Raw genomic sequence first — 12,604 nt, 5'->3', positions numbered from 1 at the left:
CCATCCTTCCTATTCACTTGCAATAAGTTCTTCTCCGGCATCTAAACGAACCGAAACAAGTTTAGATACCCCTGATTCTTGCATTGTTACACCGTACAACACATCAGACTCTTCCATTGTACCTTTTCTATGTGTAATTACAATAAACTGCGTCTCATCACTAAATTTCTTTAAATACTGTGCAAAACGAGCTACATTCGCTTCATCAAGGGCGGCCTCTACCTCATCTAGTACACAGAACGGTACTGGGCGCACTTTTAAAATACCAAATAAAAGCGCAATTGCCGTTAAAGCACGCTCTCCACCTGAAAGTAAACCTAAGTTCTGCAATTTCTTCCCTGGCGGTTGTGCTACAATATCAATACCCGTATTTAGTAAATCCTCTGGATTAGTCATTACTAAATCCGCTCTACCGCCTCCAAATAATTCAGAGAATACCGATTGAAATTCCATTCTAATGCCTTCAAACGTAGTAGAAAAGCGTTTTTTCATTTCTTCATCCATTTCGGTAATAAGCTGGTGCAATGTCGTTTTCGCTTCTTCTAGATCGTCTCTCTGCTCTAGTAAGAATGTATGACGCTCCGCTACACGTTCATATTCATCAATTGCCCCTAGGTTCACTGTACCTAACTCTTCTATGGATAATTTGATTAATTTTACTTTCTTACGCGCATCTTCTGCAGGCATTGTCATTGTATATTTTAGTTTCGCCGCTTCAAATGAAATCGTATATGTTTCACGTAAATGTTGTAATCTATTTTCCAACTCTACATCAAGTCGGTTTATTCTCACTTCTTGATCTTTCAACATTTCAAGAATATATTTATGTTTACCTGTCGTTTCTTTCAAATTGCGTTCTAAATGTTCTACTCTCTCTTGCAACGATACACGTTGTTCACGACGAGAGCGAATTAATTCTGAAGTTTGATTACGATCATACGCTTTCTTCTCAATCATATTCGTAATTTGCTCTTCACCACTTGAATTAGATGTCATTTCTTGTTTTAAGAATGCTAAATCCTCTTTCGTTTTTACAAGTGTCGTATCCGTTTCTTCTTTTTCCTTCGTCAATCGTTCAACTTTTTCTTTTTGATTAGATAAGCGTTGTTGCTTTTCAGCTGCCAGCACTTTTAATTCAGTCATTTCTTTTTGAACTTTTTCTTTCGAAGAATGTTGCTCACTTTTTTGTTTTGTTAAAGCTACAATTTTACTATCTAACTCAGTGATATCAGCTTGAAGATTCGCTAAAATCCCTTCTAACTCCTCTTTACGCCCTTGCATTTTTACTCGATCTTGTAAAAACCCTTCAATCTCTAAATCATAAATAGACAAGCGGTCATTAATACGATGTTCTTCTAATTCTAAACGATTAATCTCTTCTCTTAATTTCTGCTCTTCTACACGATCCACTTCTACAGTTTGCCTTAGTTCGCGTATTTTCACTTCTTTTTCTTGAATCTCTTGTTTTACTGCTTTAACAAAGTTTTCTAACTTCGTTGTTTTTTCTTCCATATCAGTTAACTTGCGAGTCCACTCTTCCAGTTCACGTTGGCGTCCTAATAAAGAAGATTTCGCTTGTTTTACCGCCCCACCAGTCATAGAACCGCCAGGATTCACTACGTCACCTTCAATTGTTACAATGCGATAACGGTATTGCAGTTGTTTCGCCAACTCATTTGCTCCGCGTAAATCTTTCGCAACAATAACAGTACCTAATAAATTTGAAACTACATTTTCATATTTATTGTTGTACTGCACAAGTTCTGCCGCCACACCTACAAACGATGGGTGTTGATTTACAATGCGTAATTGCTCAAATGATAACGATCTGCTTTTAATAACAGCTTGCGGTAAAAACGTTGCACGTCCATGTTTATTTTGCTTTAAAAATGCAATCGCATTACGAGCATGCTCCTCTGTTTGTACAACAATATGCTGCATCGCTGCACCTAGAGCGATTTCCATTGCAACTTCGTATTCTTTCGGAACCGTTAACAGTTCCGCAACAGCACCCTCGATACCTTGCAACCTATTTTCTCTAGCTTTCAATACTTCACGTACACCTTGATAGAAGCCAGAATAATCTTCTTGCATCTCTTCAAGCATTTCTTTTCGAGAACGTGCCTGTTGCACAAATTGGTATGCTTGGTATAGTTTTGTTTCATTTTCACTATACTGCGTCTTACATTTCCCAAGTGCCGCCTCTGTCTTCTGTATGTTTGAGAGAATGCCAGCTACTTTTTCTTTCGCTTGTTCGTAACTTTCTACAAGTTTCGTCTTTTTCGCTGTAATTTCCATACGCATTTCTACATATTTCGCATTCTCTTCATCTAGACGCTCGTTTTTAGACGTTTGCTGTTTAGATTGTTCTTCAATCATAGATAATTCATTGCGATGACTAGCTTGTTGATTTAAAAGTTCAATATAGTCACCTTTTAAATTCTCAATCTGTTCCTCTAAATTGTCAGCAAAAGTAGCAAGCAATTGCTCATTATCATGCAATTTTTGCTCCAACTCTTTTACTTCATTCACAAATTGCATTAAAGCTTCTGTACTTGACTCAATCTCACCATCGTAAATTTTAGCTTTCTCTGTTAATTCAACAATTAACTGCTCAAGTTGCGCACAATGCGTCGTAGCATTTTGCTTTCTCTCTTTTAACAACTCGCGCTGCCCTTCTAGTTTTTCTAGCTCTTTACTAGAAAGAAGAAGTACCTCTTGCAACGAGTCTACAGACTCATCTACCGCTTGTAATTGTCCTCGTAATTCCTCAAGTTCTTCTTCACTTTTTTGTAAATTCGTTGACATTTTAGCTTCTTCGTTTTTATTATGCCCAAACTGATTTCGAAGTGCTTCCCATTTCTCATGCAATTCTTCAATTTCATGGACAATAAGCGCAGCTTCTACTTTCTCTAATTCTTCTTTATTCTCAAGATAATCTTTCGCAATAGAAGCTTGTCTTTCTAAAGGTTCTACTTGACTACTTAATTCATGAATTATATCTTGTACACGATTTAAGTTTTCTTGTGTTTCTTCTAATTTTCCTTCAGCTTTCTTTTTGCGAAGTTTGTATTTTAGTACGCCTGCCGCTTCTTCAAATACACCTCGACGCTCTTCTGACTTACTACTTAAAATCTCTTCCACTTTCCCCTGGCTAATAATTGAAAAAGCTTCTCTTCCCATACCAGAGTCCATAAATAAATCAATAATATCTTTCAATCTACATGATTGTTTATTAATATAAAAATCACTTTCACCTGAACGAGATACACGACGTGTTACACACACCTCATTGTATTCAATTGGTAAACGTTGATCTTCATTATTTAAAGTTATTGTTACTTCAGCAACATTAACCGCTCTCCTCGTATCACTGCCTGCAAAAATAATATCCTCCATCTTTGCACCACGTAATGATTTTGCAGATTGTTCACCAAGTACCCAGCGAATTGCATCAGTAATATTACTTTTCCCACTTCCATTAGGTCCTACTACAGAAGTTACACCCGGGACAAAATCAACAGATACACGCTCAGCAAAAGACTTAAACCCTGCTATTTCTAATCTTTTTAAAAACACGAAAGGCCTTCCTCCTATTCTCCGTCGTTATAAATGTTCTCTATACAAAAACAAGCTATTATACGGATTTACCTTCTTTTTATTTACAAACAAAAAGAAAGTTTCATTCTATGCACAAGGAATCCCCCTCATTCAAAGGGGGATTCCTTATAGTTGTTCTTTTAATTTTTTCAATGCTTCTGCAGCAGCTTGTTGCTCTGCTTCTTTTTTCGACTTACCACTACCAAGACCTAAAGCTACGTTATTTAACGTAACACGTGACACAAATTCTCGATTGTGAGCTGGTCCTTTTTCTTGCAAAATTTGATACTCAACATTGCCACTACCATCACGCTGAATCAATTCTTGTAACTGACTCTTATAATCCATCACATGAGAAAAAGCACCCTCATTAATTTTCGGATATACAATTTCTTTTAAGAATTCCCAAACTGTTTCTAACCCTTGATCAAGATAAAGGGCACCAATAAACGCTTCAAAGACATCCGCTAATAAAGCTGGTCGTTCACGTCCACCTGTCATTTCTTCACCTTTTCCTAATAAAACAAGGCTACCAAATGACAATTCGTTCGCAAAACGAACAAGAGATGGCTCACATACAATAGCTGCACGTAGTTTTGTTAACTCTCCTTCGCTCATTGTCGGATATTTTTGAAACAGATACTGCGATACAGTAAGTTCCAATACTGCATCTCCAAGAAATTCAAGACGCTCATTATCTTCATGCGGTTTTTTTCGATGCTCATTCACATACGATGAATGCGTAAATGCTTGAATCAATAATTTTTCATCTGTAAACGTAATACCTATCTTTTCTTGAAACACTTTAAATGCTTCACGATATTTTGTTTCGTATTTTTTTTCTCTATATTTTCGGTACGGCATAGGTCCCTCCAGATATAAGCCAGAAAGCCCCGCTAAAAAACGGGACTTCACTTAAGCATTATAGATGACTCTCTATGTAAGTCACAGCATCGCCAACAGTAGCAATCTTTTCAGCATCTTCATCAGAAATTTCCATTTCGAATTCATCTTCTAATTGCATTACAAGTTCTACTACATCTAGGGAGTCTGCTCCTAAATCTTCCTTGAAGCTTGCAGCTGGTACTACCTCAGTCTCTTCTACTCCTAAACGATCAACGATGATTTTTGTTACGCGCTCTAAAACATCTGCCATTCCATTCACCTCCCCTCAAATATTATATTAAATATTGACCAAAAAAACTAGGTGAAATCGATTCTTTTATTACATTACCATACCGCCATCAACATTTAACGTTTGACCTGTAACATATTTGCTTTGATCAGAAGCAAAAAACGTTACAGCATTCGCGATATCTTGCGCTTCACCAAATTGAGCAGCTGGAATAACTTTTAACATTTCGGCTTTAATATTCTCATCTAGTACATCAGTCATATCAGTCGCAATAAAGCCTGGCGCAATTGCATTCACAGTAATATTTCGACTTGCTAACTCTTTTGCAGATGTTTTTGTTAATCCAATAACACCCGCTTTAGCAGCAACATAATTAGCTTGCCCTGGGTTTCCTATAACACCCACAACAGAAGCGATATTTATAATTCTACCGTGACGTTGACGCATCATATAACGAGATACTGCTTTTGTACATAAGAATACACCTTTTAAGTTTGTATTAATAACTGTATCCCATTCTTCTTCTTTCATACGCATTAATAAATTATCTTTTGTTACACCAGCATTATTTACAAGAATATCAACTTGTCCAAATGTATCTACTGTTTGTTTCACCATATTTGTAACATCTTCAGCATTTGCAACATCTGCTTTTACCGCAATTGCATCAGAACCTAATTTCTTAATTTCATCTACTACTTCATTTGCTTTTTGTTCATTACCTGCATAATTTACTACTACATTTGCCCCTTGTTTCGCTAAATCAATCGCAATCGCGCGACCAATTCCACGTGAAGCGCCAGTTACTAATGCTACCTTCCCTTTTAACATCAGTTTTCTCCTCTCAAATTTGAAATGGTATCTTTTAATGTCTCTTCATCATATATCGCATATGCTTTCACTGATGAATCAATTGACTTCATAAGTCCAGCAAGTACTTTTCCAGGTCCAATTTCAATAAATGTATCTACTCCCTGCTTCACCATACATTCAATAGACGGGTACCATAATACAGGCGAATAAAGCTGTTCGATTAACTTTTCTTGAATGTCGGCACCACGTGTAATAACATCCGCCGTAACATTTGCAATAACAGGAATATTCGTATCATGAATTGTAATTTCATTCAAAACACTTTGGAACTTCTCAGCTGCCGGCTTCATAAGTGAGGAATGGAATGGCCCACTTACTTTTAGTGGAATTGCTCTCTTTGCACCATTTTCTTTCGCTCTTTGAGAAGCAAGCTCTACGCCTTGCTTCGTTCCAGAAATTACAATTTGCTTCGTACTATTCATATTAGCGATTTGCACTGCATATCCTTCACTTGTTACTTCTTCTGTAACTTGTTTCAGCATATGTGGGTCAGCACCTAATATAGCTGCCATTGCACCTTCCCCGCCCGGAACAGCTTCTTCCATATATTCCCCGCGTTTCCTTACAGCATATACCGCATCTTCAAAAGTTAATGCACCAGCTGCTACAAGAGCGCTATATTCACCTAAACTATGACCAGCGACAAAGTCAGGTGTAATGTCATACTCTTTCAAAGCTGTCAAAATAGCAAAGCTTGTTGTTAATAATGCAGGCTGAGCATTTGTTGTTAATGTAAGCTTTTCCTGCGGTCCTTCAAAAATCACTTCTGAAAGTGAATCTTGTAACACCTCATCTGCTTTTGCAAACACTTTTGCAACCTCTTTATTATTCTCTGCTAATTGTTTACCCATTCCAACTGCCTGTGAACCTTGGCCCGGAAAAAGAAATGCTATTTTTCCCATTTCAAATCCTCCTCTTATTGGAGTGACTCTTTCTCCATTACGCTTGAAATTGTAGGAATTACTTCTTTCGCTACCATTTCTCTCGTTTGACGAATCGCACTAAATATCGACTGGTCATTAGAAGAACCGTGAGCCTTAATGACAGGTGCTTTCAATCCAAATAATGCAGCTCCCCCATACTCCGAATAATCCATTTTATCTTTTAATACCATAAGTTTTGGCTTTAATACCGCCGCTGCTAATTTGCTCGTAAACGAACTCATTAGTTGTTCTTTCAACATAGAGAATAGCGCAAGTGCTGTTCCTTCTAATGATTTCAACGCTACATTCCCTGTAAAACCATCACATACAACAACATCTGCTACACCTTGCAATAAATCTCTCGATTCAACGTTCCCAACAAAATTAATTGGCGCATCCTTAAGCATTGCAAATACTTGCTTTGAAAGCTCGTTTCCTTTTCCATCCTCTGTTCCAACGTTTAATAGTCCAACACGAGGATTTTCAATTCCTCTTACCTTCTCAGCATAAACAGATCCCATTACTGCATATTGATATAAATGAATTGGTTTTGCATCAACATTTGCTCCAACATCTAACATAACAAAACCTTTTCCATCTACAGTTGGCATTGTAGGCGATAAAGCTGGTCGCTCAATTCCTTCCATACGACCGACAACAAATAATCCAGCTGCCATTAAAGCTCCTGTACTACCTGCGGATATACAAGCGTCTGCTTCTCCATCCTTTACTTGCTGTGCCGCAAGTACCATTGAAGCTTGTTTTTTTCGACGAACCGCTCTTACTGGTTCCTCCGTCGATTCTATTTTTTCGTCTGTATGAAGAATAGTAATTCGTTCATCACTCGTTAAATATTGACGAATTTCCTCTTCTTTCCCTACTAACGTAATATGTAAATCAGAATATTCCTTAATAGCTTTCATTGCCCCTAATACTACAGCCTTTGGAGCGTGATCTCCGCCCATTGCATCTATTGCGATTTTCATAAGTTGTTACCTTCCTCACTATAATTACTAGATCGATACATTTCAAAAGTGCCTGTAAAAACAAGTTCTTCTCCAACGAAGCTACGCACTTTGACAACCGTCCGTCCCTTATCATTCTCTACATCTTCAACGCGCGCTTTTGCAACAACACGCTCTCCTAATTTTACAGGGCGAATGTATCGAATGGTAGACTTTGCAGTTAAAGCTAATTCTTCATCAATAACCGCAACAGCTAGTGAGTTTGCTTGCGCAAACAGATGATGCCCACGGGCAATTTGATTTCTTTTAAATACATGTTCTACCTTTACTTCAAAGATAGAGATTGCATGTCTATCTAATTCAATATCAATAATTTCTCCGACAACCTCTTCTAACGGTAAAGATTTCACATCTTCTTCATGTTGCTTTGTAGCTACATGTTTAATTCTCTCTCTTAATTCAGGAATAGACAATTCCATACGATCCAGTCGTACTGTTTGTATACTCACTTGAAATTTTTCCGCTAAATCTTCATCCGTAATAAAAGGATTTGATTCGATTGTTTGTTGTAATAATTCTTGTCTTTCTTTTTTACTTCTTCTTTTCTTCATACCGCACCATCCATTTTTATGACTAGGTACTAACAGTAGTATATAATCATTAAAAGTAGAATGCAACAAAAATTTTTGTTGACTCCCTTTAATCGAGCTTCTCTCCTTGGAACACACCTGTCCCATCAAGATACGTACGCAAGGCAGCGTACTGATCATTGTGCCAAAATGCTTCTGAATCTACTAGTATCGCCGCATCTTGCCTTGCTGTTTCTAACGCTCGATAATCGTGTACCATGTCAGCAACCTTAAATTCTGGTAAGCCACTTTGCTTACTCCCAAAGAAATCTCCAGGACCTCGTAATTCTAAATCTTTTTCTGACAATACAAATCCATCATTTGTTTCAGTCATTATGCGCATTCTTTCTTTTCCTGTTTCTGATTTAGGGTCTGCTATTAATAAACAATATGATTGTTCACTACCACGCCCGACACGCCCTCTAAGCTGATGAAGCTGCGATAAACCGAAACGTTCTGCATCATAAATAACCATCACAGTCGCATTCGGTACGTTCACACCCACCTCAACAACTGTTGTCGATACAAGAATTTGCACTTTATTTTCACTAAACTGGCCCATTATCTCTTCTTTTTCCTGAGACGATAATCTCCCATGCATCAATCCAACTTGGCATTTCCCTTGGTAATGATGCGTCAGCATACTATGTAAGTCGATAGCATTTTGCACATCAAGTTTCTCAGATTCTTCAATTAGAGGACAAATAACGTATGCCTGTCTTCCTTTTTTTATTTCCTTCTCAACAAAACCGAGGACGCGATCTAACATATCATGTTTTGCCCAGTATGTTTCAATCACCTTTCTACCTGCTGGCATCTCATCGATTATCGAAACATCCATCTCTCCAAATGCAGTAATTGCAAGCGTACGCGGAATTGGTGTCGCTGTCATAAATAATACATCTGGACTTTCACCTTTCTCCCGTAAAACTCGGCGCTGCGCTACACCAAATCGATGCTGTTCATCTGTAATAACGAGACCCAACCTATGAAATATAACTTCATCTTGAATTAAAGCGTGCGTTCCAACAAGAATATCTATTTCTCCTTGTTCTAACTTCGCTAAAATTTCTCGGCGTCTTGCACCTTTAACAGAACTTGTTAGCAGTTCCACCTTCATACCAAAATGCGAAAACGTTTCAGCAAGCGACTGATAATGTTGCTCAGCTAAAATTTCTGTAGGAACCATTAAAGCACCTTGATAATGAGCTAATTTCGATGCATAAAGGCCAATCGCAGCAACAACTGTTTTCCCAGAACCAACGTCACCTTGTAATAGTCGGTTCATCCGATAAGGAGATGTCATATCTTTTAAAATTTCATCTACAACTCGGCGCTGCGCACCAGTTAACGGGAACGGCAATGCATCGATAAATTCTTGTAATTCTACTGACAGAATCTCTTTCTTCGTCCCTTTTGAATTTTCCCTCTCCATTTTCCTCAGTGTTTGCATTTTCAGCTGAAATAAGAAAAATTCCTCATATACAAAACGGCGACGCGCTTGCTTTAAATCCTCCTGTCCTACCGGAAAATGCAAAGCCTTAAGTGCTTCATATCTTGGTAATAATTTATACCGGCCTAACAAACCATCCGGTAACACTTCGACTATAGAATCTCCATATTCCTTTAACGCTTGAGCAATAAAACGACGCATCTGTTTTACTGTAAGTTTCCCCTTTACTGAGTAAACAGGCTCCACTTCTTGTTGACGTACAACTGGCCCAAAATGAAGTTCTGATACAGCAATTGTTTGACGATGTTGATCCCATTTACCAGTAATCGTTACCGTTTCATCTAACGTTAATTTTTGCTTATAGTAAGGCCTATTAAAACATACCGCCGTAATTAAATAACGACCGACGAGAACACGAACTGTTAGACGCGATTTCTTCTTACCATAATATTGCAGCAAAGGAGCACTATGAACCTTCCCTTCAACCGTTACACGTTCATCATGCTTTACTTCAGCAAGATCTTTCATCGCATAATCTTCATAACGGTACGGAAAATGTTCTAATAGATGAGAAACTGTATAAATCCCCATCTCATGTAGTAACTCAGATGTTTCTCCTCCGATCCCCTTTACATCCGTAACAGGAACTTGTACAACATCATTCAAGATTCTCACACCCCGTCACATTATTTTCTTTATTGCATTTTATTTGAGTACCAATTAGCATCTGTAATCGCTCTCTTTCACCTTATATATTCTATCATAGGCATTCTAAGAGAAACTACTCAAATCCCTTATATAAAACAAGTAAAAAAGAGCCTCACTATTAGCAGCAAGGCTCTTTTCTCTCTTCAATATGCTAGCCTTTTGAATAAAAACTAGTAATAAACTTCATATTACTACTTCTTATCCATTAGCAAGTAAGTAATCCATTTATTTTCAAAACGAATCTTATCTTATTCTACAGAGAAGATGAAAGAATACACTGGTTGGTTTCCAGCATGCACTTCTACTTCTGCATCTTCAAATTTCTCTTCTACAAATTCAACTAACTCCGCTACTTCTTCGTCAGTTGCATCTTCACCTTGTAGAATCGTTACGATTTCAGAATCTTCATCAATAAGCGCTTCTAGTAATTGCTTCGCAGCTCCTACTTTTTCAGCATTTGTAGATACAATTTTTCCATCTGCAATACACATGAAGTCATCTTTTTGAATTGCTACACCATCAATTTCCGTATCACGTACAGCATACGTAATTTGACCTGTTTTCACATGAGATAAAGCTTCTTGCATGTTTTCTTCATTCTCTTCTAACGTTCCAACTGGGTTAAATGCTAACATTGCTGCCATACCTTGAGGAACTGTTTTCGAACGAACAACAATAACTTCTTGATCTACAACTGATGCCGCTTGTTCTGCTGCCATTACAATATTTCCGTTATTCGGTAAAATAATGATTTTTTCAGCATTTGCTTCTTCAATTGCCTTCACGATATCCTCCGTACTTGGATTCATCGTTTGACCACCTTCGATAACTTTCGTTGCGCCGATGCTCTCAAATAAAGTTTTAATACCAGACCCCATTGCCACAGTTACGATACCATATGGTTGTTTTTCTTTCGATTGAGCTGGTTGTTCAGGAACCATAGCAGGTTCATCTAATAAAGCAGTATGCTGTTCACGCATATTTTCTACTTTGATCTTAATTAAACTACCGTATTTTTGCCCGTAGTTCATAGCGTCTCCAGGATGTTCTGCGTGGATATGAACTTTTACAATTTCATCATCAGACACAACTAGTAGAGAATCACCATATACACTAATATCTTCACGGAATTTTTGTTCAGAGAAATTATGCTCTTTCACCTTTTCAGCCTCTAATTTCACCATGAACTCCGTACAATATCCATACTTAATATCTTCTGTACTCAATTGGCTTTGTACACTACGGTGATGTTCTGCGCGTACCATCTCATTCATAGATGTTTGCGTCGGTGCATCAGAAGAAATCGTTTCTCCTTTTAAGTCAGCTAAAAATCCTTCGTATACTACTACAAGACCTTTACCACCGCTATCTACAACGCCAACTTGTTTTAATACAGGTAATAAATCTGGCGTACGATTTAACGATGCGTTTGCTTCTTTCACAACGTCTTCCATAAACAAAACAAAGTCGCGCTGTTTTTTCGCAACTGTTACTGCATATTTACCCGTTTCTCTTGCAACCGTTAAAATCGTTCCTTCAATCGGTTTCATAACCGCTTTATAAGCCGCCTCTACTCCAGCTTCTAGTGCTGCAGCAAAATCAACTGTTGTTAATTCTTCTTTTTGTTCAATGGATTTAGAGAAACCACGGAACAACTGAGATAGAATAACTCCAGAGTTACCACGAGCTCCCATTAATAATCCTTTGGCTAAACTTACGCCGACTTTACCAGCATGCTGTGAAGGATTTGCTTTCACTTCACGCGCACCTGAAGTCATAGATAAGTTCATGTTTGTACCGGTATCGCCATCTGGAACTGGAAATACGTTTAATGCATCAACAAGCTGAACATTATTTGTTAAATTATTCGCTCCTTGCATGATCATTTGTGATAAACGTTTTCCATCAATTTTTTGAATTGACACAGATTTTCCTCCTTAATGCACATTACAAGTTTATTACTTTAACTCCTTGTACGTAGATGTTTACAGAATCTACTGCTAGTCCTACAGTTTGATCTAATGTATATTTCACTTTCGTCTGCACATTATGTGCCACTTCTGAAATTTTCGTACCATAGCTCACAATAATATACATATCAATATGTACTTCATCTTCATCTTTACGAACAATAACACCTCTAGTGAAGTTTTCTTTTCGTAAAATGTCTGTTAATCCATCTTTTAACTGATTTTTTGATGCCATACCTACGATACCGTAGCAATCTACCGCGGCACCTCCAGCAATTGTTGCAATTACATCTGTACTAATATCAATTTGACCGTACTTCGTTTTAATTTCAATTGACATCTCGTTTC

The 12,604-nt window shown here is 37.7% G+C and carries 10 protein-coding genes; all 10 read right to left on the bottom strand.

The window, feature by feature from the left end; genetic code table 11:
* Positions 1-9: 9 nt before the first annotated feature.
* The 10 genes from smc to IBT51_RS06285 all read right to left on the bottom strand — a co-directional run bounded on the left by smc (position 10) and on the right by IBT51_RS06285 (position 12,596).
* Positions 10-3,579, bottom strand: a complete 3,570-nt coding sequence (gene smc / locus IBT51_RS06330) for a chromosome segregation protein SMC (protein ID WP_075717457.1) — start codon at positions 3,577-3,579, stop codon at positions 10-12.
* A 147-nt stretch (positions 3,580-3,726) separates the two neighbouring features.
* Positions 3,727-4,464, bottom strand: a complete 738-nt coding sequence (gene rncS / locus IBT51_RS06325; RefSeq protein WP_001146875.1) for a ribonuclease III — start codon at positions 4,462-4,464, stop codon at positions 3,727-3,729.
* A 58-nt stretch (positions 4,465-4,522) separates the two neighbouring features.
* A complete protein-coding gene (acpP, locus tag IBT51_RS06320) occupies positions 4,523-4,756 on the bottom strand; it encodes an acyl carrier protein (protein ID WP_000786062.1) in 234 nt (77 codons plus the stop codon).
* A 69-nt stretch (positions 4,757-4,825) separates the two neighbouring features.
* On the bottom strand, positions 4,826-5,566 hold the full coding sequence (fabG, locus tag IBT51_RS06315) for a 3-oxoacyl-[acyl-carrier-protein] reductase (RefSeq protein ID WP_088024028.1): 741 nt from the start codon (positions 5,564-5,566) through the stop codon (positions 4,826-4,828).
* Positions 5,566-6,510 carry an ACP S-malonyltransferase gene (gene fabD / locus IBT51_RS06310; RefSeq protein WP_000515902.1) on the bottom strand — a complete coding sequence of 315 codons (945 nt, stop codon included), beginning with the start codon at positions 6,508-6,510 and terminating at the stop codon, positions 5,566-5,568. The genes fabG and fabD overlap by 1 nt, the downstream gene beginning before the upstream one ends.
* Before the next feature lie 14 nt (positions 6,511-6,524).
* Positions 6,525-7,517: a phosphate acyltransferase PlsX gene (gene plsX, locus IBT51_RS06305; protein ID WP_000684100.1), complete on the bottom strand. Its 993-nt coding sequence runs from the start codon at positions 7,515-7,517 to the stop codon at positions 6,525-6,527.
* The gene (gene fapR / locus IBT51_RS06300; RefSeq protein ID WP_000747349.1) at positions 7,514-8,107 is read right to left on the bottom strand and encodes a transcription factor FapR; all 594 of its coding nucleotides are present in this window, start codon (positions 8,105-8,107) and stop codon (positions 7,514-7,516) included. The genes plsX and fapR overlap by 4 nt, the downstream gene beginning before the upstream one ends.
* Before the next feature lie 88 nt (positions 8,108-8,195).
* Positions 8,196-10,244 (bottom strand): ATP-dependent DNA helicase RecG, encoded by a 2,049-nt coding sequence (recG, locus tag IBT51_RS06295; protein WP_088024031.1) that lies wholly within the window; start codon positions 10,242-10,244, stop codon positions 8,196-8,198.
* 290 nt (positions 10,245-10,534) lie between these two features.
* A complete protein-coding gene (locus IBT51_RS06290) occupies positions 10,535-12,211 on the bottom strand; it encodes a DAK2 domain-containing protein (protein WP_000027131.1) in 1,677 nt (558 codons plus the stop codon).
* 22 nt (positions 12,212-12,233) lie between these two features.
* Complete coding sequence (locus IBT51_RS06285; protein ID WP_000021109.1) at positions 12,234-12,596, bottom strand: Asp23/Gls24 family envelope stress response protein; 363 nt, start codon at positions 12,594-12,596, stop codon at positions 12,234-12,236.
* Positions 12,597-12,604 lie beyond the last annotated feature (8 nt).

The sequence above is a fragment of the Bacillus sp. S71 genome, assembly GCF_016625265.1.
GTDB classification, from domain to species: domain Bacteria; phylum Bacillota; class Bacilli; order Bacillales; family Bacillaceae_G; genus Bacillus_A; species Bacillus_A cereus.
The sequence above is the reverse complement of the archived record's forward strand: the minus strand, read 5'-3'. Positions and strand labels throughout refer to the sequence as shown.

Coding starts and splice junctions, on each gene's coding strand:
- rncS (WP_001146875.1), bottom strand. CDS start 4,464: ATGCCGTACCGAAAATATAGAGAAAAAAAATACGAAACAAAATATCGT.
- acpP (WP_000786062.1), bottom strand. CDS start 4,756: ATGGCAGATGTTTTAGAGCGCGTAACAAAAATCATCGTTGATCGTTTA.
- fabG (WP_088024028.1), bottom strand. CDS start 5,566: ATGTTAAAAGGGAAGGTAGCATTAGTAACTGGCGCTTCACGTGGAATT.
- fabD (WP_000515902.1), bottom strand. CDS start 6,510: ATGGGAAAAATAGCATTTCTTTTTCCGGGCCAAGGTTCACAGGCAGTT.
- plsX (WP_000684100.1), bottom strand. CDS start 7,517: ATGAAAATCGCAATAGATGCAATGGGCGGAGATCACGCTCCAAAGGCT.
- fapR (WP_000747349.1), bottom strand. CDS start 8,107: ATGAAGAAAAGAAGAAGTAAAAAAGAAAGACAAGAATTATTACAACAA.
- IBT51_RS06285 (WP_000021109.1), bottom strand. CDS start 12,596: ATGTCAATTGAAATTAAAACGAAGTACGGTCAAATTGATATTAGTACA.